The sequence below is a fragment of the Streptomyces sp. CB00455 genome (assembly GCF_001905445.1).
In the GTDB taxonomy this organism is placed as follows: Bacteria; Actinomycetota; Actinomycetes; order Streptomycetales; family Streptomycetaceae; genus Streptomyces.
This window is the reverse complement of record NZ_LIVQ01000006.1, coordinates 201,887-222,184: the sequence shown is the minus strand read 5'-3', so window position 1 is coordinate 222,184 and position 20,298 is coordinate 201,887. Positions and strand designations below refer to the sequence as shown.

The 20,298-nt window shown below is 72.8% G+C and carries 20 protein-coding genes and 1 tRNA gene; 12 read left to right on the top strand and 9 right to left on the bottom strand.

What is annotated here, in order from left to right:
* Position 1 precedes the first annotated feature (1 nt).
* On the top strand, positions 2 to 202 hold the full coding sequence (locus AMK16_RS24480) for a hypothetical protein (RefSeq protein ID WP_242438878.1): 201 nt from the start codon (positions 2 to 4) through the stop codon (positions 200 to 202).
* Between the two features lie 126 nt (positions 203 to 328).
* Here AMK16_RS24480 and AMK16_RS35885 read toward each other — a convergent pair whose 3' ends face one another.
* The 4 genes from AMK16_RS35885 to AMK16_RS24465 form a co-directional block, all read right to left on the bottom strand.
* Positions 329 to 559, bottom strand: a complete 231-nt coding sequence (locus AMK16_RS35885; protein WP_143196858.1) for a hypothetical protein — start codon at positions 557 to 559, stop codon at positions 329 to 331.
* Positions 530 to 602: transfer RNA gene (locus AMK16_RS24475), tRNA-Arg, on the bottom strand. Before AMK16_RS24475 ends, AMK16_RS35885 begins: the two co-directional genes overlap by 30 nt.
* 489 nt (positions 603 to 1,091) lie before the next feature.
* Complete coding sequence (locus tag AMK16_RS24470; RefSeq protein WP_073919361.1) at positions 1,092 to 1,487, bottom strand: TOBE domain-containing protein; 396 nt, start codon at positions 1,485 to 1,487, stop codon at positions 1,092 to 1,094.
* A 166-nt stretch (positions 1,488 to 1,653) separates the two neighbouring features.
* A complete protein-coding gene (locus AMK16_RS24465; RefSeq protein WP_073919359.1) occupies positions 1,654 to 2,931 on the bottom strand; it encodes a M6 family metalloprotease domain-containing protein in 1,278 nt (425 codons plus the stop codon).
* 403 nt (positions 2,932 to 3,334) lie between these two features.
* Between AMK16_RS24465 and AMK16_RS24460 the strand changes: the two genes are divergently transcribed.
* The 4 genes from AMK16_RS24460 to AMK16_RS24445 all read left to right on the top strand — a co-directional run bounded on the left by AMK16_RS24460 (position 3,335) and on the right by AMK16_RS24445 (position 8,133).
* Positions 3,335 to 4,078, top strand: coding sequence for a TetR/AcrR family transcriptional regulator (locus AMK16_RS24460; RefSeq protein WP_079191695.1), 744 nt, complete (start codon positions 3,335 to 3,337; stop codon positions 4,076 to 4,078).
* 71 nt (positions 4,079 to 4,149) lie between these two features.
* Positions 4,150 to 5,694 (top strand): MFS transporter, encoded by a 1,545-nt coding sequence (locus AMK16_RS24455; protein ID WP_073919356.1) that lies wholly within the window; start codon positions 4,150 to 4,152, stop codon positions 5,692 to 5,694.
* Positions 5,695 to 5,802: 108 nt separating this feature from the next.
* Entirely contained in the window at positions 5,803 to 6,621 is an 819-nt protein-coding gene (locus tag AMK16_RS24450; protein WP_073919353.1) for a dioxygenase family protein, read from the top strand.
* Positions 6,622 to 7,146: 525 nt separating this feature from the next.
* Positions 7,147 to 8,133: a sigma-70 family RNA polymerase sigma factor gene (locus AMK16_RS24445; protein ID WP_073919351.1), complete on the top strand. Its 987-nt coding sequence runs from the start codon at positions 7,147 to 7,149 to the stop codon at positions 8,131 to 8,133.
* Positions 8,134 to 8,380: 247 nt separating this feature from the next.
* Here the strand turns inward: AMK16_RS24445 and AMK16_RS24440 are convergent, their stop codons facing one another.
* Positions 8,381 to 9,379, bottom strand: a complete 999-nt coding sequence (locus AMK16_RS24440) for a helix-turn-helix transcriptional regulator (RefSeq protein WP_073919639.1) — start codon at positions 9,377 to 9,379, stop codon at positions 8,381 to 8,383.
* Between the two features lie 63 nt (positions 9,380 to 9,442).
* On the opposite strand from AMK16_RS24440, the gene AMK16_RS24435 reads away from it, so the two are divergent.
* The 4 genes from AMK16_RS24435 to AMK16_RS24420 all read left to right on the top strand — a co-directional run bounded on the left by AMK16_RS24435 (position 9,443) and on the right by AMK16_RS24420 (position 15,185).
* Positions 9,443 to 11,095, top strand: coding sequence for an MFS transporter (locus AMK16_RS24435; protein WP_073919349.1), 1,653 nt, complete (start codon positions 9,443 to 9,445; stop codon positions 11,093 to 11,095).
* A gap of 132 nt (positions 11,096 to 11,227) precedes the next feature.
* Positions 11,228 to 11,989, top strand: coding sequence for a DeoR/GlpR family DNA-binding transcription regulator (locus AMK16_RS24430; RefSeq protein ID WP_073919346.1), 762 nt, complete (start codon positions 11,228 to 11,230; stop codon positions 11,987 to 11,989).
* Positions 11,986 to 12,936, top strand: a complete 951-nt coding sequence (gene pfkB / locus AMK16_RS24425; protein ID WP_073919344.1) for a 1-phosphofructokinase — start codon at positions 11,986 to 11,988, stop codon at positions 12,934 to 12,936. The genes AMK16_RS24430 and pfkB overlap by 4 nt, the downstream gene beginning before the upstream one ends.
* Before the next feature lie 20 nt (positions 12,937 to 12,956).
* Positions 12,957 to 15,185, top strand: coding sequence for a PTS fructose transporter subunit IIABC (locus tag AMK16_RS24420; protein WP_073919342.1), 2,229 nt, complete (start codon positions 12,957 to 12,959; stop codon positions 15,183 to 15,185).
* 178 nt (positions 15,186 to 15,363) lie between these two features.
* Here AMK16_RS24420 and AMK16_RS24415 read toward each other — a convergent pair whose 3' ends face one another.
* Positions 15,364 to 16,137 carry a DUF6227 family protein gene (locus AMK16_RS24415; protein ID WP_073919339.1) on the bottom strand — a complete coding sequence of 258 codons (774 nt, stop codon included), beginning with the start codon at positions 16,135 to 16,137 and terminating at the stop codon, positions 15,364 to 15,366.
* Between the two features lie 192 nt (positions 16,138 to 16,329).
* Here AMK16_RS24415 and AMK16_RS24410 point away from each other — a divergent pair, with 192 nt between their 5' ends.
* Positions 16,330 to 16,971, top strand: coding sequence for a vitamin K epoxide reductase family protein (locus AMK16_RS24410; RefSeq protein ID WP_073919638.1), 642 nt, complete (start codon positions 16,330 to 16,332; stop codon positions 16,969 to 16,971).
* 105 nt (positions 16,972 to 17,076) lie between these two features.
* Here the strand turns inward: AMK16_RS24410 and AMK16_RS24405 are convergent, their stop codons facing one another.
* Positions 17,077 to 17,487, bottom strand: coding sequence for a rodlin (locus AMK16_RS24405; protein WP_073919336.1), 411 nt, complete (start codon positions 17,485 to 17,487; stop codon positions 17,077 to 17,079).
* A gap of 271 nt (positions 17,488 to 17,758) precedes the next feature.
* On the opposite strand from AMK16_RS24405, the gene AMK16_RS24400 reads away from it, so the two are divergent.
* Positions 17,759 to 18,202, top strand: coding sequence for a hypothetical protein (locus AMK16_RS24400; RefSeq protein ID WP_073919333.1), 444 nt, complete (start codon positions 17,759 to 17,761; stop codon positions 18,200 to 18,202).
* A 160-nt stretch (positions 18,203 to 18,362) separates the two neighbouring features.
* Positions 18,363 to 18,602 (top strand): chaplin, encoded by a 240-nt coding sequence (locus tag AMK16_RS24395; RefSeq protein WP_073919331.1) that lies wholly within the window; start codon positions 18,363 to 18,365, stop codon positions 18,600 to 18,602.
* 103 nt (positions 18,603 to 18,705) lie between these two features.
* On the opposite strand, the gene AMK16_RS24390 is transcribed toward AMK16_RS24395, so the two are convergent.
* A complete protein-coding gene (locus AMK16_RS24390; RefSeq protein ID WP_073919328.1) occupies positions 18,706 to 19,059 on the bottom strand; it encodes a hypothetical protein in 354 nt (117 codons plus the stop codon).
* 178 nt (positions 19,060 to 19,237) lie between these two features.
* Complete coding sequence (locus tag AMK16_RS38160) at positions 19,238 to 20,278, bottom strand: chaplin (protein ID WP_073919325.1); 1,041 nt, start codon at positions 20,276 to 20,278, stop codon at positions 19,238 to 19,240.
* Positions 20,279 to 20,298 lie beyond the last annotated feature (20 nt).

Here is a 20,298-nt window from a genome sequence, read left to right as displayed (position 1 = left end):
GATGAGCAAAGAGCAGAAGCAGGACCTCCGAGCGGCCTTCGAGGCCCACGCGCCGGATCGGCCGCCACGTCCGGCGGGCCACGGCTTCGAGGGCCCGGTGCGGAGCAAGGTCAAGGGCGGTGCGCACACCAAGGCGGCCCTGAAGCGGGCCGGGACCCCGCAGGGCGACCGCATCGGTGAGCGGAGCAGAGGACTGAGCTGACCCGTCGGCAACGGTGCGCACACGAGCCCTCCCGGTCGCGCCGGGAGGGCCTTCGTGCACCCGGGGCGGGGCCGGGGCCGGCTCCGGGCCGGGGGCCGGCTCCCCTGGACCTGGCCCGGCCCGGTCTCAGGCACCCAGGGCCCGCAGCACGGCCGGCAACTGCTCCTCCTCGGCGTCCAGATGGGCCTCCAGCTCCCGACTCAGGCGCTCCACCCGCTCCCCGAACCCGGAACCGAACCCGAACCCGGAACCGGAGCCTGACGAGTCCAGCGCGCGCACCAGCACGCAGAGGACCCCCAGCCCTGATCGGCTGGGGGTCCTCGAAAGTGCCCTCGGCAGGATTCGAACCTGCGACACCGGCTTTAGGAGAGCCGTGCTCTATCCCCTGAGCTACGAAGGCGGGGGGCTGGACGAAAACCGCGCCTGACCCCGGCGGGGGTCCGGTGCGGGATGGGATGTCCGCACGGACATCTTCCCCCACACGCGCGCAGTAGCCGTCTGACCACCGACAGCCTAGCGGATCGCACTGCGTGACTGCGCCCCCATAGGACCTCCGGCTGTCCGAGACTGTCCCGGCGCCCTGACCGGCCCGGACTGGCGTCTGCGGCGGGTTCCCTCCGTGACGTACAACCTCTTCACCGTCGTCGCCGTCAGCCCCGGGACCATGGCCGTCGTCCTCCCCGGAAGCCTGGGTGTCGTGGTCGGTGAGGTGGGGGTGGCCGATCCTGAGGGTCGCTCGTCGGGGGCTCGCGGCCGGTCTTGGCCAAGCCGGCTCAGCCAGGTGTCCCTGCAACGACGTCCCCACCGCTTCCACTTGCCGGATGACCCGTTCCCATGCGACCGGGTTGTCCGTGGTGGACCTGTAGGGCTGGCGCTGGTGCGTCGGGCTTCAGGTGCGGTCGATGTGGACGCTGGTCGACTTCACGCGGGCCGTGGCGCGCATGCCCACCTCCAGGCCCAGTTCCTCGACGGCTTCGCGGGTCAGCAGGGACACCACGCGGTGCGGGCCGGCCTGGATGTCGACCTGAGCGGATACGTCGCCCAGTTTGATGCCGGTCACGATGCCGGGGAAGGCGTTGCGGGCGGAGGTGGTGGCGGACTCGGTGTTGTCCTCGGAGCCCTCCTGGGCGGCTTCCACGCAGAAGGCCGCGAGGTCCGGGCCGTCGACGATGCGGCGCTTGCCGTCCCGGCGGGTCGGGAAGCGTTCGGCGTCCGCCCACCGCCGGGCGGTGTCGACGCTCACGCCGAGCAGCCGGGCGGCCTGCCCGATGGTGTAGGTCTCCATGCGCCCCACCCTAAGCGGGCCGTGGTTCCTCGTCCGCGGGGTCGCCCCCGCGTCAGCCCCCGTCCCCGCGTCAGCCCCCGTCCCCGCCCCCGCTCCCGCTCCCGTTCCCGTTCCCGTCCCCGCCCCCGCTCCCGCGTCCGCCCCGGTCAGGGCCGGTCAAGGCCGGTCAGGGCCGGATGATCCGTACCTGGTAGCTGCCGTTGCGCAGCTCGCCCACCACCGAGACGCTGATGCCCGCCTTCTCGTCGGTGAAGGTCTCGCCCGGCCGGAACGGCGCGTCCGACAGCTCCGCGTGCACGTTGGGCCGCCTCGTGCAGCCGCCGCTTCCGCCCGCGCTGTCCGAGACCGTCACCGGTCCGCGCCCCGTGTCCACTTCGGAGTCCACCTTGTAGATGAGGACACCGGGACGGCAGACCGCCTCGTCGTTCCCGGCCTGCGTCCGCACCTCCACCGCGTAGCCGGAGCTTTCCGACAGGGGCACGAAGGCCAGCTTCGTGCCGCCCGCCACCGCCAGCGGGGACAGGATGTGGTCACTGACCCCCGATTTCGACGCGCAGCTGATCTGCTTGGCGTCCAGCCAGCCCAGCTTCCACTTGTGCCAGCCCAGCAGGTCGTTGTTGGCTCCCCAGTCCTCGCTCATGATGTCCCAGTGCCCGACGGTGCCGCCGCCGTCTGAGGTGTACAGGTCGGGCAGGCCGAAGACGTGCCCGTTCTCGTGCGGGAGCACCCGGTAGCCGGTCTCCCGGTAGGTGCCGGAGCCGTCGTCCTGCCGGCTGTAGATGAAGGACGTGTTGGCGAGCGGTACGCCGTCGGCCATCGGCGCCTCGGCGTTGCCCGAGAAGGTCACGGACAGGACGGTGTCCAGGGCGGACGGACCGGCGTTCGGGGTGACCAGGATGTTGATCAGGTCGTACTTGCTGAAGTCCACCTCGGCATCGGCGGCCTTAGCGATGTGCTCGACGAGCTGCCGGTAGCCCGGCTCGTACGCCGATCCGCGCTCGATCCCGTACGCCGCGAAGGGCATCGGCATGCGCAGCCAGTTCCGTATCGGCGCCTCGGCCCGATAGGTGAGCCGGCCGTAGGAGCTGGCGCGGAACCAGTCGGCGGTCTGGGGGAAGAACTCCGCCATCCGGTCCGCGGCCGCGCCCTCGCCCTTGGCGTCGGGGAAGTCGATCATCAGGTTCAGGGCCCTGATCTCGCCGGTCGAGCGGGAGTACCCGGGCGGCGTCGGCAGGCCCTCGGACATCTGGACGCCCATCGTGCCGGCGATCCGGCAGGGCGCGAGAGCCGACTCGGCGCTCGTGGCCCTCGCTCCGGCAGCCGAGTGGCCGCGGCCGGATATCCCCGTGCTCGCGGTGGCCGTGACGCCCAGGGCCAGTGCGGTCAGGCCGATGTACACGCCGGTGAGGCGTGGTCTGCATATCCACCGGCGGGTCTGCGGCATGGGGAGATCGCCTCCGGTTCCGCGGCAGCCGGCCCTGCCCGGTCTGCGCTCTGTCCGCTCACCCTCCGACGGCTGCGGCGCGCCCGCGCGCCGGGAGAGGCCAAACGATGACTGGCGCGGCTCGACCGTGTGACCTAGGTCACGCGGGCGGGTGAAATAACCGGGGAGCGGATCCCCGTTTGTACGTGAGTCGCGCAAAGCGGGGATCCGCTCCCCGGTTGAGTGACCACCCGCCGGCTCGGCACCCGCCGAGTGACCACCCCAGTGACCACCCGCCCAGTCGGCACCGCCCGAGTCGGCACCGCTCAGTCACCACCCGCCACGGCGCCGCCACCCGTGCGGTTGCCACCCGCCCAGGCAACACCCGCCAAGGCACCATCCACCGCGCCAGGAAGGCCCCGGAATGAAGCGCCCGTCCACGACCGCCGCCCCGGCGGCCCCGTCCGCCCCCGCGGCGGACGCCCGCCTGGCAATGCCCGCGTCCGCCCGGGGTTGCGGCCTGCACGCGGTCGCGGGCGTCCGTGCCTCGCGCGGGTCCCGCTCCGACGCCGTCCGCAACCGCGAGCGCATTCTGGCGGCTGCCCGCGGGGTGTTCGTCGAGTTCGGCTCCGGTGCCCCCTTCGACGAGATCGCGCGCCGGGCCGGCATCGGCAACGCCACGCTCTACCGGCACTTCCCCGACCGCCCCACGCTCGTCCACCACGTCGTGCTCTACGTCATGGACCGGGTCGGGGCGCAGGCCGCCGCCTCGCTGGCCGAGGAGCCCGATGCCTTCTCCGCGCTGTGCCGGTTCACGCACGCCGCCGCCGACGAGCGGATCGGCGCCCTGTGCCCGATGCTCGCCGACGACTTCGACGGCGACCACCCCGAACTCCTCGCGGCGCGCTCCGCCCTGGAGTCGGCCGTGGAGACCCTGCTGCACGCCGGCCAGGCTTCCGGGCTGGTGCGCACCGACATCGGCGTCGGCGATCTGATGGTCGCCCTCTCCCAGCTCAGCCGCCCGCTCCCGGGCACCGCCTGCCTCGATGTGGACCGCTTCATCCACCGTCACCTCCAGCTGTTCCTGGACGGGTTGCGGGCCCCGGCCCGCTCCGAACTGCCCGGCTCGGCCGCGACGCTGGATGACCTGAGGCAGAAAACCATGTGACGCACACCCAGCTTGTTCCATAGCCTTTTCCGGATATTTCAGTCATTCCGCACAGTGAAGTGGGTACCCCCATGTCCAAAACAGCCGCGACAGCGCCGCCGGCTGCTGATCCCAGCCGCTGGAAGGCACTCGTCTTCATAGCCCTGGCCCAGCTGATGGTCGTCCTCGACGCGACCATCGTGAACATCGCCCTCCCCTCCGCCCAGACCGACCTCGGCATCTCCGACGGCAACCGCCAGTGGGTCATCACCGCCTATGCGCTGGCCTTCGGCGGACTGCTCCTCTTCGGCGGCCGCATCGCCGACAAGTGGGGCCGCAAGAACGCCTTCGTCGTGGGTCTCATCGGCTTCGCCCTGGCCTCCGCCCTCGGCGGCGCAGCGAACGGCGAGGCCATGATGCTGGGCGCCCGCGCCCTCCAGGGTGCCTTCGGCGCGCTGCTCGCCCCGGCGGCCCTCTCCCTGCTCGCGGTGATGTTCACCGACGCCAAGGAGCGCGCCAAGGCCTTCGGCATCTACGGTGCGATCGCGGGCGGCGGCGGCGCCGTCGGCCTGATCCTCGGCGGCTTCCTCACCGAGTACCTCAACTGGCGCTGGACCTTCTTCGTCAACATCCCCTTCGCGATCATCGCGGCCCTGGGTGCCTGGCTGGTCATCCGCGAGCCCGCCGGTTCCCGCAACCGCGCGCGCCTCGACATCCCCGGCGTGGTCCTGTCCACCCTCGGTCTCGTCTCGCTGGTGTACGGCTTCACCCGCGCCGAGTCCGCCGGCTGGTCGGACGCGCTGACCGTGGGCATGTTCGTCGCCTCGGCGGTCCTGCTGTCGGCGTTCGTCTTCGTCGAGTCCAAGGTGAAGTCCCCGCTGCTGCCGCTGCGCGTCCTGCTGGAGCGCAACCGCGGCGGTGTCTACCTCTCGCTCGGCCTGGCCGTCATCGCCATGTTCGGCCTGTTCCTCTTCCTCACCTACTACCTCCAGGTCGTGAAGGGCTTCTCGCCCGTCAAGACCGGCTTCGCCTTCCTTCCGATGATCGCGGGCATGATCACGGGCTCCACCCAGATCGGCGCCCGCCTGATGACCCGGGTCCCGCCGCGCCTGCTGATGGGGCCGGGCTTCCTGCTCGCCGCCACCGGCATGCTGCTGCTGACCCAGCTGGAGGTCGGCTCCTCCTACCCGGCGCTGATCCTGCCGGCGCAGCTGCTCCTCGGCCTCGGCATGGGTACGGCGTTCATGCCGGCCATGTCCCTGGCCACCCACGGGGTGAACCCGGCCGACGCCGGCGTCGCCTCCGCCATGGTCAACACCTCGCAGCAGGTCGGCGGCGCCATCGGCACCGCGCTGCTGAACACCATCGCCGCCTCGGCGACCACCGCGTACCTGACCGACCACGCGGCCGAGGCGGCCGCCGGGGGCGCCGCGGCCAGGCTGGTCCAGGCGCAGGCCATGGTCGAGGGCTACTCCTCGGCCATCTGGTGGGCCGTCGGCATCCTGGTCGCGAGCTCGACCATCGCGCTGACCCTGATCAACACGGGCCGTCCGGGTGCGGGCGGGCCGGTGGCCTCCGGCTCCGGTTCCGGGGTCGGCGAGGACGCCGGGATCCAGGTTCCGGTGATCGCCCACTGACGGGGCCACCCGCACGGGAATGACTGACCGCCCCACTTCGTTCAAATTTGAACGAAGTGGGGTCAGTCTTTTCGGGCGGCCCCGAACCAAGCAAAGAGGAGCGCCCCGATGAGCTCTGCCCCGTCCTCGAACCCCGCCCCGTCCACCGCCCCGGGCCGTATGCCGGCCCTCTATCTCAGCCACGGAGCGCCGCCGCTCGCGGACGACCCGGTCTGGCCGGGCGAACTGGCCGCCTGGTCGGCCGGGCTGCCCCGCCCGAAGGCGATCCTGATGGTCTCCGCCCACTGGGAGGAGGCCCCCCTCGCCCTCGGCGCCACCGAGCGGGTGCCGCTGGTCTACGACTTCTGGGGCTTCCCCGAGCACTACTACCGCGTCCGCTACGACGCCCCGGGCGCCCCGCAGCTCGCCGCCTCGGTCCGGGCGCTCCTGAAGGCCCCCGGCGCCCCCGTCCAGGACATACCGGACCGCGGCCTGGACCACGGCGCGTACGTCCCGCTGGTGGAGATGTTCCCGGAAGCCGACGTCCCGGTCCTGCAGGTCTCCCTGCCGACGCTCGACCCGCGCCGCCTGATGGACATCGGACGCAGGCTGGCGCCCCTGCGCGACGAAGGGGTCCTGATCGTCGGCAGCGGCTTCTTCACCCACAACCTGGCCGCGCTGCGGCACACGGGCCCGGGCGTCCCCGCCTGGTCCGCCGAGTTCGACGCGTGGGGTCACGAGGCGCTCGCCGCGGGCGATCTCGACTCCCTGCTCGACTTCGAGGCCAAGTCCCCGTCGGGCCGCCTGGCCCACCCCCGTACGGAACACTTCGCCCCGCTGTTCGTCACCCTGGGCGCGGCCGAGGCGGCCGGGGACCTGGCCGCCCGCCGCGACACGGTGGACGGCTTCTGGATGGGCCTCTCGAAGCGCTCCGTCCAGTTCGGCTAGCCCGCGCTCGGGGCGGAGCCGGCGCGACCGGGCCCGGCGGGACCGGATGGGAGGGAAAGGGGGCGCTTGCCCGCGCATCCAGCGCATCCAGCCCATCCGGGGATTCGGCCGTCGGTCCGGGCAACCAGGAGGCGGCGGGGTCCGTCTTCAGGGTGGGAGGGCGGCCACGGGTGGCGCCGGCGGCGCCGGTGGCGTCCGGTCCGGGGTGAGGCGGCCGTGGCGCGTGTGACGGCGGTCTCACGGGCCCGGCGGTCGCACATCACCGCGGGGACTGCCGGACCGGCCTCCGATCCGGGGCCTGACCTGCACCTCTCCGGCATCCCGCAGTATTCGGCCACCCTTCGTGGCGGGGCAGGATACTGCAAGATCTGGCAGAAGACGGGACGGCGCGGGAATTCTGTCCCGATTCCAGTCGTTGTTTCCTTCGGAAGCGGGCACTCGGGAGAGTGTCCGGGGACGCACCACCGCACCGCCGGTGCCGTCCGGCAGCCGCACCGCGACCGAACTCATCGCAAGGGAGCACGCATGGCAACCCGCGCCGTCGCCCGTCGTCAGTCCACGAGCAGCGCCCGCGCTGGGGGCGGGGAGATCGCAGACCGCGACCTGGTCGGCATGTACCTGGACGAGATCGCGCGCACTCCGCTGCTCGACGCCGCCAAGGAAGTGGAGCTGTCCCAGATCATCGAGGCGGGCGTCTACGCCCAGCAGATCCTCGACGGCGTGATAGAGCGCGAAGCCGGCCTGGGCGGGAGCCCCGCCCGCGAGGAGCTGGAGGCGCTGGCCGCCGAAGGCGAGCGGGCCAAGGAAGTCTTCATCCGCTCCAACCTGCGCCTCGTGGTGGCGGTGGCCCGCCGCTACCCTCGCAGCGGTCTGCCGCTCCTCGACCTCATCCAGGAGGGCAATGCCGGCCTGGTCCGCGCGGTCGAGAAGTTCGACTACGCCAAGGGCTTCAAGTTCTCCACGTATGCGACCTGGTGGATCCGCCAGGCGATCACCCGCTCCATCGCGGACCAGTCCCGCACCATCCGCCTCCCCGTCCACCTGGTCGAGGAGCTCGGCCGGATCCGCCGCGTCCAGCGCGAGTTCAACCGCGAGAACGGCCGCGAGCCGGAGCACGCGGAGATCGCCGCCGAGCTGGACACCACGGAGAAGCGCGTCGGTGACGTTCTGGACTGGGCGCGCGACCCGGTCAGCCTCAACATGTCCGTCGACGACGACGGTGACACCCAGTTCGGTGACCTCCTGGAGGACACCTCCGCGATCTCGCCGGAGCAGTCGGTGCTGTCGCTGCTGCGCAGCGAGGAGCTGGAGGACCTGCTCGGCAAGCTCGACCAGCGCACCGCGTCGATCATCAAGATGCGGTACGGCATCGAGGACGGCCGCGAGCGGACGCTCACGGAGGTCGGCAAGCAGCACGGCCTGACCCGCGAGCGGATCCGCCAGATCGAGAAGCACGCCCTGCTGGAGCTGAAGCGGATGGCGCACGACACGGGCTTCGACGCCGTGGCCTGAACCGGCCCGCGCCACAGCCCCCATACGAGTCCCGGTGCCTACCCCCCCCCAGGCGCCGGGACTCCCCCTTGCCCGAGGCCCACAGTCACGTGCGCAGCGCACCCGCCGCCCCGGCCGCCGCGCCGCCCCGGGCCGTGCACCGTCCCGCCGTGCCCGCCGCCCCGGGCCGTGCACCGCCCCGCCGCACCCGCCGCCCCGGCCGCCCCGGTCGCCGTCGCGGCTGCCGCGAGGCGCGGGGCAGTGCCGCCTACGTGCCCGTGCCCGTGCCCGTGCCCGTGCCCGCGTCCGCGCCCGTGCCCGAGCCCGTGCCCGAGGCGGTCAGGCGGGTGCCCAGGGCGTGGGCCGCCGTAGACAGGGCCGGCGGGGTGTGCACGGTGAACGGCACTCCCGTCAGGGCCAGGCGCGCCGCCAGCCATTCGGGGGCGTCTGCGCTCTCGAAGCGGACCCGTGTGCCGGCGTCCGCCGCCGGCACGGCCGATGCCCGCAGCCACGCGGGCAGCTCCGCCGGGCCCGCCGCGAAGGTGACCTCCACCGGGTAGGTCTGCGCCCCCCGCAGCCCCCCGCGGACGAACTCCCGCGGGTCCATCGGCAGCTCCCGGGGCGCGAACCGGGCCCCCGTCGCGAACGCCTCGGCCACCCGGTCCACCCGGAAGGTCCGCCAGTCCTCGCGCTCCAGGTCGTAGGCGACCAGGTACCACCGGCTGCCCGTGCTCACCAGCCGGTACGGCTCCACCAGGCGCCGCGAGCGGGCCCCGTCCCCCGCCCGGTACGCGAACCGCAGCCGCTCCGGTCCCGCCACCGCCGACGCCATCGTCGTCAGCGTCCGCGGGTCCACGCTCGCCCCGTCGCCGCGGGTCAGAGCGGTCGTCGCCGACTGCAGCGCACCCACCCGGCGCCGCAGCCGCGACGGAAGCACCTGCTCCAGCTTGGCCAGGGCGCGTACGGATGCCTCCTCGACCCCCTCGATCGCGTGCCCGGCGCCCGCCCGCAGCCCGACCGCGATGGCCACCGCCTCCTCGTCGTCGAGGAGCAGCGGGGGCATCGCGGCCCCCGCGACCAGCCGGTACCCGCCCTCCGCACCCAGCGTGGCCTCCACCGGATAGCCGAGGTCGCGCAACCTCTCGATGTCGCGCCGGATCGTCCGGGAACTCACCCGCAGCCGCTCGGCCAGCTCGCTCCCCGGCCACTCGCGGGGAGTCTGGAGGAGGGACAGCAGGGAGAGCAGCCGTGCCGGGGTGTCGGTCATGCGCACCAGGTTGCCAGCGAAATAGGACACGCTCTGACCTACATGCCGTCTAGGTTTCTCTCCATGAGCACCGAGACGCCCAAGACATCGCCCGAAAGAAAGAACGGGCCCGTACCAGAAGAGCGGAACGCCGCAGCGGCCTCAGCCCCGCGCCCGGGCGCCCCGGACGCCGCTCCTCAGGACGCCCCCCGGCAGGACGCCCCCGCGCAGTCCGGCGGCGCGGCCGCCGACCGCCGCCGCTGGCTGGCGCTCGCCATCGTGATGACCGCGGCCTTCATGGACCTGGTCGACGTCACGATCGTCAACATCGCGATACCCGGTATGCGCCAGAACTTCGGCGTCTCCACCAGTGCCGTCCAGTGGATCACCGCGGGCTATGCCCTGGCCTTCGCCGCCGGTCTGATCACCGGCGGCCGTCTCGGTGACATCTACGGCCGCAAGCGCCTCTTCCTCATCGGCATCGCGGGCTTCACCGCCGCCTCGCTGCTCTGCGGCACCGCCGCGAACCCCTCCATGCTCGTCGCCTCCCGCATCCTTCAGGGCGGCATGGCGGCGATGATGGTCCCGCAGGTGCTCGCGATCATCCACGTCACCTTCCCGCCGCACGAGCGCGGCAAGGTCTTCGGCATGTTCGGCGCGATCGTGGGCCTCGGCGCCGTCTCGGGCCCGATGCTCGGCGCCCTGCTCACGGAGTGGAACCTCTTCGGTCTCGAATGGCGCCCCATCTTCCTGATCAACCTGCCGGTCGGCATCGCGGGCGTGATCCTGGGCCGCAAGTTCATCACCGAGTCCAAGGCCCCGCGCGCCCTGCGCCTCGACCTGGTCGGCGTCGCCCTCGCCACGCTCGGCCTGGTCATGCTGATCTTCCCGCTCACCCACGGCCGGGAGAACGACTGGCCGCTGTGGGGCTTCCTGTCCATGGGCGCGGTGCCGTTCCTGTTCGCCGGCTTCATCGCGTACGAGAAGTACAAGATCAAGAAGGACGGTTCCCCGCTCGTCGAGCTCTCCCTCTTCAAGGTCAAGAGCTTCGCCGGCGGCATCGCCGTCCAGCTGACCTTCGGCATCGCGACCGGCATCTTCTTCCTGGTGTGGACGCTCTACATGCAGATGGGCCTCGGCTGGAGCGCACTGCGCGCCGGCACCACCGGCATCCCCTTCTCCGTCGCCGTCTCGGTGGCGGCGGGCCTCTCGGTCCAAAAACTCGTCCCGCGTTTCGGCCGCAAGGTGCTCCAGGCGGGCGCGCTGACCATGGCCGCGGGCCTGCTCCTCTACATCTGGGAGTCGCAGCGCTACGGCATGGAGATCGCCTCCTGGCAGATGGCGGCTCCGCTGGTCGTCATGGGCCTCGGCATGGGGCTGATCGTGGCCCCGCTGACCGACACCGTGCTGTCCGAGGTGCCGCGCGAGCACGCCGGCTCCGCGTCCGGCCTCATCAACACCACCGGCCAGATGGGCAACGCGCTGGGCCTCGGTCTGACGTCCGTCGTCTTCTTCGGGCTGATCGACGACGACATGGTCCTCGGGACGCCGTACGTGGAGGCATTCCGCGGAGCGCTGTGGTGGGTCGTGGCCGTGCTGGTCGTGATCTTCGCTGTGATGTTCATGCTGCCGCGCAAGTCGATCCCGATGGAGCAGCGCGAGGGCGGCGCGGAACACCGGGTTCCCGGCCAGGCCCAGGACCCGGTCCCGGTCCCGGAGAAGGTCCCGGTCGTCTGAGTCCTCCGGCCACACTGCACGGACATGCCCGCCTTTATTGGCGGGCATGTCCGTTTCTCTTTGTTTTCCTTCATAGTCCGGCGTACGGTAGGAGTAACCACAAAGTCGGGCATCGAACGGACACAAAGTCACATGTACGCACCGGAGCGCCAGCAAGAGATCCTGCGCCTCGCCCGTGAAGCCGGCCGGGTCGACGTGCTCTCCCTCGCCGACCGGTTCCAGGTGACGGCCGAGACCGTACGCCGCGACCTCAAGGCCCTCGACCGGGCCGGCCTGGTCCGCCGCGTGCACGGCGGCGCCATACCGGCCGGCCGCCTGGACTTCGAGCCGGACCTCACCGAACGCGAGGCCACCGCCGCCGACGAGAAGGACCGCATCGCGGCCGCCGCGCTGGCCGAGCTCCCCGACGGCGGCAGCGTCGTCCTGGACGCCGGCAGCACCGTCGCCCGCCTCGCGGCCGCGATCCCGGTCGACACGGCGCTCACGGTCGTCACCCACGCACTGCCCGCCGCCGCCCGCCTCGCCGACCACACCGGCATCGACCTCCACCTCGTCGGCGGCCGGGTCCGCCACCGCACCCGCGCCGCCGTCGACGCATGGGCCCTGCGCGCCTACGGCGAGATCCGCGCCGACGTCGTCTTCCTGGCCACCAACGGCTTCACCGCGCAGGGCGGCCTGACCACCCCCGACCTGGCGGAGGCAGCCGTCAAGCGCGCCGCGATGGCCGCCGCCCGCCGCGTCGTCCTGCTCGCCGACTCGGCCAAGGCCGGACAGGAGCACTTCGCACGCTTCGGGTCCTTCGCGGACGTGGACCTCCTCATCACCGACACGGGGCTCGACCCCGCCCACAAGGCGGCGATCGAGGCCGCCGGTACGGAAGTTGTGCTCGTATGATCCTCACCGTCACGCCCAACCCCTCCCTCGACCGGACCTACGAGGTCCCCTCGCTGGACCGCGGAGAGGTACTGCGCGCCACCGGCGACCAGGTCGACCCCGGCGGCAAGGGCGTCAACGTCTCCCGAGCCGTCGCGGCGGCGGGCGTCGCCACGAACGCCGTCCTTCCGCTGGGCGGCGCCCCGGGCACCGTGCTCGCCGAACTCCTCCTGGCGCAGGGCGTCGACGTCACGGCCGTCTCGATCGCCGGCCAGACCCGCTCGAACATCTCCCTCGCCGAACCGGACGGCACCCTCACCAAGATCAACGCCCCGGGTCCGGAGCTCACCCCCGCCGAATCCGCGCTGCTCCTGGACACCGTGCGGTCCTGTTCGGCCGGCTCCGCCTGGATCGCCTGCTGCGGCAGCCTGCCGCGCGGCCTGCGCCCCGAGTGGTACGCCGACCTGGTCGAGCGCGCCCACGAGGCGGGCGCCCGGATCGCCCTGGACACCTCCGGACCCGCCCTGCTGGCGGCGCTGCCCGCCCGGCCCGACGTGATCAAGCCGAACGCACAGGAACTCGCCGAGGCGGTCGGCCGCCCCCTGGCCACCCTCGGCGACGTCGTCAAGGCCGCCGAGGAGCTGCGTTCGCTGGGCGCGGTGGCGGTCCTGGCCTCCCTCGGCGGGGACGGCCAGCTGCTGGTCTGCGAGGAGGGTGCCCACTACGGCACCGCAGCGGTCGGGGCGGTCCGCAGCAACGTCGGCGCGGGCGACGCCTCCCTGGCCGGTTTCCTGATCGCCGGCGGCACCGGCCCCGGTGCCCTCGCCTCGGCCCTGGCCCACGGCGCGGCCGCCGTCCAGCTGCCCGGCAGCGCCATGCCGACCCCCTCGGACCTGCGCCCCGAAGCGGTCCGGGTCACCCAGGACCTGCCCCTCGACCTCCCCCTGTCCGAACCCGCCGCGGTCTGACGCGCGCAAAGGAGCCCGCGATGAGCGAGATGATCACCCCGGAACTGGTCGACCTCGACCTGGCCGCCGACTCGAAGGAGGCGGCGGCGCGCGCCCTGGCACAGCGGATGGCGACGCTCGGACGCGTCACCGACCTGGACGGCTTCCTGGCGGACGTGGCGGCGCGCGAGGCCCAGATGCCCACCGGCCTCGAAGGCGGGATAGGCATCCCGCACTGCCGTTCGACCCACGTGAGCGCGCCGACCCTGGCCTTCGGGCGCGCCCCGGCCGGAGTGGACTTCGGCGCGCCGGACGGACCGGCGGACCTGATCTTTCTGATCGCCGCCCCGGCGGGCGCGGACGACGCCCACCTCTCGATCCTCTCCGAGCTGGCCCGCCGCCTGATGCGCCCGGAATTCACCGGGGCCCTGCGCACCGCCACCGATGCGGCCACCGCCGCCGCCCTGATCGCGGGCACCCCCACCCCCGCCGCCGACGCCACCGGCGCCCCCGCGCCGGCCACCCACGCTCCCGCGCCGAGCACTGGCGCCCCCGCCCCAGCCGCCGGGCCGACCGCCGCGTCGGCCACCCACGCCCCCGCGCCCGCCGCCGACGCCCCCGCGCCCGCCGCCGACGCCCCCGCGCCCGCCACTGGCGCCCCCGCGCCCGCCACTGGCGCCCCCGCGCCCGCCACTGGCGCCGCCGGGCCGACCGCCGCCGGCCCGGCCGCGCGGGGCCACGCCCCGGCACCGTCCCTCTCCGACACCGCCGCCTCCGCCCCCGACGCGCCGTCCCACGCCGGGCAGCCCTTCCGGGTGGTCGCGGTCACCTCCTGCCCCACCGGGATCGCGCACACCTACATGGCCGCCGAGGCACTCCAGCGGGCCGCCGCCGAAGCCGGCATCGACCTGCGCGTCGAGACGCAGGGCTCCGCCGGGTTCACCCGGCTGTCCGCCGAGGACATCGCCGCCGCCGACGCGGTCGTCTTCGCCCACGACGTCCCCGTACGCGAACGCGCCCGCTTCGCGGGCAAGCCGACCGTCGACACCGGGGTCAAGGCCGGCATCAACCGCTCCGCCGAACTCCTCGCGGAGGCCCGCGACAAGGCGGCCCGCGGCGAGGTGGGCGGCCACGCGCCGACCCCCGTCGAGCGCGGGGGAGAGGAATCCGACGGCTACGGGGCGCGGCTGCGCACCTGGCTCATGTCCGGCGTCAGCTACATGGTCCCCTTCGTCGCGGCGGGCGGACTGCTCATCGCCCTCGCCTTCGCCATCGGCGGGTACGAGATCAACACCGCCCCGTCCGTCGCCGACCACTTCGTCTGGACCGAAACGGCGAGCTGGGCCGCGCTCCTCTTCCAGACCGGCGGCCTCGCCTTCGGCTTCCTCGTCCCCGTCCTCGCCGGCTACATCGCCTACGGGATGGCCGACCGTCCCGGCCTCGTCCCCGGCTTCGTCGGCGGCGCGGTCGCCCTCACCATCCACGCCGGGTTCCTCGGCGGCCTGATCGCCGGCCTCATCGCCGGCGGCACCGTCCTGGCCCTCCAGCGGCTGAAGGTACCCACTGCGCTGCGTGGGATCATGCCCGTCGTCGTGCTGCCGCTCATCGGGTCCGCGGTCACCGCGTTCCTGATGTTCCTGGTCGTCGGCAAGCCCGTCGCCGCGCTCCAGCGGGCCCTCACCGACTGGCTGTCCGGGCTCTCCGGCGCCAACGCGATCATCCTCGGTGTGATCCTCGGCCTCATGATGTGCTTCGACCTCGGCGGCCCGCTCAACAAGGTCGCCTACGCCTTCGCCATCGGCGGCCTCGCCAACCCCAACGAGGGCAGCCTGAAGGTCATGGCCGCCGTCATGGCCGCGGGCATGGTGCCGCCGCTTGCGATGGCCCTGGCCACGACCGTCCGTGGCCGGCTCTTCTCCAAGACCGAACGGGAGAACGGCAAGGCCGCCTGGTTCCTCGGCGCGTCCTTCATCAGCGAGGGCGCCATCCCCTTCGCGGCGGCCGACCCGCTGCGCGTCATCCCCGCCGCGATGGCCGGCGGCGCCGTCACCGGCGCCCTGTCGATGGCTTTCGAGTGCACCCTGCGGGCCCCGCACGGCGGCATCTTCGTGATCCCGCTGATCGGCAACCCGCTGCTCTACCTGATCGCGATCGCCGCCGGTACGGTGACCACCGCCGGCCTGGTCATCCTCCTCAAGGGGATGCGCCGCACCCCCGAAGCCGGCCGGCCCCCGGCCGCCGAACCGTCCGAGGTGGCCACCGCGGCCTGACCGCCACCGCGACCCCCGCCCACACCGGCCGCTCCGGCCGCCCGCACCAGGACGGCCAGGGCGGCCGGTTCGGCTGTTCGACTCACCGGCCCCGCCAACTCACCGGCCCCGCGGACTCACCGGCCCCGCCAACTCACCGGCCCCGCGGACTCACCGGCCCGGGTTCACCGGCCCGGGTTCACCTGACCCGCGCGCGGAGCTCCATGGCCCCGCGCGCCGCCGCCTCGCTGTCGTACACCTCGCACATGTGCCGCCCGTCCGGCGTCGCCGTGTGCTCGACCTCCCACAGGCTGACCTCCGTCCCGTCCAGCAGGACGAACGCGTGCTCGTACAGGCTGAATCCCGCCTCCCGGCAGCGCTCCGCCGGGCTCGGCCGCCCGCCGAACGCCTGCGTGATCCGGTGCCCGTACGCGGACCGCAGCAGCGCCGCCACCGGCTCGCCCGGCCGGTCCGGGTTCTCCGCGCGGCGCAGCACCCGCCGGGCGTGGTCGGCGGAATCCTCCACCGCGTACTCCCGCTGCCGCGTCGCCGGCGTCGAGGCGGCGAAGAGCTCTCCCAGCGCCGCCACGTCGGCGTCCGGCTCCTCGTCCCCCCGCAGCAGCTCCGGGTCCAGGGCCGCCTCGGCCGGGGCCTCGCCGAACAGCCGGACCACGGCCAGGCAGGTCTCCGCCTTACCCGTGAAGACCTCGTGCCGGACGGTCCGGTCGCCCTCCAGCCGGTACACCAGCTCCCACAGCGATACCGCGCCGCCGTCGGCCAGCAGGTAGGTGTGCCGGTGGGTCTCCCGCCAGACGCCCGTCGCCGGACTGCGATGGGTCGTGTACAGCGAAGAACTGTGGGCGAGCGCCCCGCCGAGGCGCTCGACCAGCCCGTCCGGCAGGTCGAAGGAGTTCAGGGCGCGGCCGAGGAGCCGGCCGAGGTGCGCCTCGGTTGTCTCGTACGGATCGCTCAAGGTGGGTCTCCAGGCCGTCGCAGCTTGTGACTTAGCGGAAGCTCAACGTAGCCCCTGGGTCTGACATCACGTCCGGGCTTCGGTAAAACGTCCGGGAAGCATCAGGTGTTCCCGCCACACCTTCAGGTCAACTTGCGTATGTATGCGCATGGTTGGCCCGGCTCTGGGAGGGAGCGCGGGACTATGGACCGCATGGCAACGAATACAGTGGGCGTCCCCCGGCAACAGGGACGGCCCCGCACGCGACGGGACGATGAACCGGAAGCCGCGCCACGGAGGTTGGCCTGGCTGCTGGCCCTCACCGGCGCGGCCGGGGTCCTGGCCTCCTGGGTGATCACCCTGGACAAGTTCCTCCTGCTGGAGGACCCGGACTTCAAGCCGGCCTGCAGCCTCAATCCCGTGGTCTCCTGCGGCAGCGTGATGCAGAGCGACCAGGCGGCGGCCTTCGGCTTCCCCAACCCGATGCTGGGGCTGGTCGCCTACGGCGTCGTGGTGTGCGTCGGTGCGGGCCTGCTGGCGGGCGCCCGCTACCGCGGCTGGTTCTGGCTGGGTCTGAACGCGGGAACGCTCTTCGGTGTCGGCTTCTGCTCCTGGCTGATGACGCAGTCGCTCTACGAGATCAACGCGCTGTGCCTGTGGTGCTGCCTGGCCTGGGTGGCGACCCTGCTGATGTTCTGGGCGGTCACCGCGCACAACGCCCGCACGGGCGCGCTCCCCCTCCCCGGCCCGGTGCGGGGTTTCCTCACCGAGTTCGGGTGGGCGCCGCCCGCGCTGCACATCGGGGTGATCGCCATGCTCGTCCTCACGCGCTGGTGGGACTTCTGGACCGGCTGACGGCAGGGACGCGCCCCCTCCGGGAGGGGGCGCACGCGGGGGCCCCGGCAGCTGGACGCTGCCGGGGCCCTGCTCACATCGCTCCGCGGGCCCGGGGGCCGGGCATCAGCTGCCGATGGAGCCGTTGCCCGACAGCACCGGGATGTTGTCCAGGATGTGCGAGAGCGGCTCGTCGCCCTTGGCCTGGGTGGAGTTCTCGGTGCACTGCTGGTTCTGCGGGTTCGACAGGACGTTGATGTCCTGGACACCGATGTTGAGCGCGGCGATCAGGGACTGTGCGTTGACCTTGGCCGGCAGACCGATGCAGGGCTTGTTCAGGGTGCCCTGGACCAGGCTGAGCTGCGGGCTCATGGCGCCTTCGGTCTTCTGGTTGCCGTAGATCTGGGAGGCGCCGTTGCCGTTGACGGTGTTGACGCCGTTGTCGTTGCCGATGGCCATGGCCGGGGCGGCAGCAGCAGCGCCCGCGCCGACGGCGACGGCGGAGACCGCGGCGGCGGTCATGAACTTCTTGAACATCTTGATCCTTCTGTCGCACGAGTGCCCGCCAATGGAGCGCCCTGGTCAACGGTGGTGCCGAGGGTTGGTTCCGCTGCTTCACTCAAACGGCCTGCGTCCGGTGAGGTTTTCCCCGCCCCGGGTGACCGGTCTCCGGACGCCTGCGCGAAGCCCGTACGGAGCCGCTGCCGCCACGTTCCGGTTGCGGTGCGTAGCAGCTGTTCGCACGGTGGGTGAGGAATCGGATCGATCGGGTCCGCTTACGTGCTCCCCCCACCAGAAGGAAACATCCATGCATGTGACGAAACCCTCCCGCGCCCGCCGGGCCCGTCTCCTCGTCCCAGCGGCCCTGGCCGTCGTCATACTGTCCGGCGCGGCAGCCCCCGCGGGCGCCGTGGAGGGTGACAGCGGGGCCGCGCTGACCAAGCGGACGGCCGCGGTCCGCCAGCAGCTCGACAAGATCGAGAAGCGTGCGGCGGCCGGGCCGGTCGACGACCTGCTCGCCGGCCTCACCAAGACCCTCCAGGACCTCCTCAAGTCCCTGGAGGGCCTGCTGCCGGCCGGAGTGAAGCTGCCGCCGATCGAGCTGCCGAAGCTGCCGGCCCTGCCGGACCTCACGGTCCCCGAGGTCAAGCTGCCGGCGGTCGAGGTCCCGGCCCTGCCGGCGGCCCCGGTGGTCCTCACGCCCGAGATCCCCGCCATCCCCGAGATCCCAGAGATCCCCGACCTGCCGTAGGCCCTGAAGGTGGAGTACGCGCGAACGGGGCCCGTGGTTACGACCATTGAGCTGAACAGGTCTGATCACGGGGGAAACCGTGTCGTCTGGCAAGCTGGACCGTTTCGCTTCGTGTGAGCCCCGGTTCGGGGCAGAACATCGAACAGAAGGTGCACTTCCCATGAACTCTGCCAAGAAGGCCGCCCTGGTCCTGGCCACCGCTGGTCTCGCTGCGGCGGGTGCCGCCGGCTCCGCCGTCGCCGACTCGTCGGCCGAGGGCGCGGCCGTGGGTTCCCCCGGTGTCCTCTCGGGCAACCTGGCTCAGGTCCCCGTTCACATCCCGGTCAACGTCTGCGGCAACTCCATCAACGTGATCGGCCTGCTGAACCCCGCGTTCGGCAACGTCTGCGTCAACGACTGACGCCGACTGCACATCCGACTGTGGGCGCCCCGGCCTCGCCGGTGGCGCCCACAGTTGTGTGCCGGTGCTCCGGACCCGCGGCGTCCCGCGGCCGGAGGGGCGGTCATCCCTTGGCGCCGCCGCCGTTCAGCTTCACGCCGCCGAGGAGCTCGGGCGAGGACTGGGCGGCTCCGTTGGCGAGGCCGAGGACCTCGCCGGGTACGTCATTGCGCACCTTGTTGACCTTCTGGACGGTGCCCAGGACCTTGTTGACGCCCGCCCCCTGCTCGGCCAGCCCGTTGCCCACGGTCTGCGGGAGCGCCTCGGAGACGGGGTTCACGGCCTCCGTCACCGACGTCAGCCCGCTCGTCAGGCTCATCGGCACGGCGCCCGGCGCGTCGGCGGCGAACGCGGGGGCCGAGGCACCGAGTGCGGCCACGGAACCGGCCAGGACAGCGGCGACCTTCGAGAGCTTCATTATCGAAATCCTCTTCTTTCGTGAACAGAGGTGTCAGCGGCGACCGTCGCGCCGCTTTCGCCATGGGTAACGATTCCCCGCCGCTGCGGAAACGCGATCGCGCGAGTACATGACAGCGGCCGGAGAATCCGACATGGGATTCTCCGGCCGACATTTCTTCCGATTACCCGTATCGCCGTCAGGCGGTCCGCGAGCGCCGGTACACAATGGCGCCGCCCAGGATCAGCGCCGAGGCGAGCACCGCCGCGGCGGCCGGCTGCCCGGCGCCGGTCTCGGCGAGCACCGCGCCCACGTGGGCCGGTGCGGGCAGCGGCGCCGGAGCGGGCAGCGGCTGGGGAGCCTCGTCGACCGGACCGGGGGCGGGCGCCGGGGCGGGCGCGGGCGCGGGCGGCGGCGGCAGGTGGACCGGGAGGTCACCGGCGGGGGCGGCGGGCGGCTGGTCGCCCGGCCGGACGACCTCGGGCGCCGGGCGGCCGACGGGCTGGCTCCCGTGCGGCGGCCGGGGCGCGGGCGCGTCCTCCCCCACGGGGACCGGGCCGGGCGCCTCGTGCCGTACGGGAGCGGGGGCCGGGAGCGGTACGGGCTCCGCTTCGGCGGGAGCCGGCGCGGGAAGCGGATGCGGGGCCTCGTCGACCGGGGCCGGGGCCGGCAGCGGAGCCGGGTACTGCGCGACGGGCTCGGGCAGTGGGTGGGGCCGGTCGGCCGCGGGAGGCGCGTGGTGCGCGGGCGGGGACGCGGGGTGGTCGTCGCACTCCTCCTCGCCCTCCTGCCCGGCGGGAGCGCCGTGACCGCCCGCGTGGCGCGGCTGGTCGTGGCGCGGCTGCCCGTACCACGGCTCCTCGTGGCGCTGGTGCGCCGCCGTGCGTGGGCCGTCACGTTCGGCGAGGTAGTGCTGGAAGGCTTCGGCGTTCTCGGGACTGAGGTGGCGTCCGTAGTCGTAGCCGTCGGCGGTGTGCGAGCCGGGCGTGGTGGCACAGGTGTTGCCCATCGAGGGGTTCAGCGCCGCACCCCCGTCCACACTGTTGCCGCACACGTTCGGCGCGAAGGTGACCGGTACCGAGACGCTGTTGCCGGAGAGCACGCCCGGTGAGTGCGAGGCTTCGGCCGTCGCTCCCGGGTGTGCGCAGGCCGCGCCGGTCGCGATCGACAGCAGGCTCGAAGCGGCCGCGGCCGTGAGCATCCCCTTGCCCAGTGCCTGTCGGCTCAGTACCTGTCGCATGGGTCCTTCCCTGTCTTCCG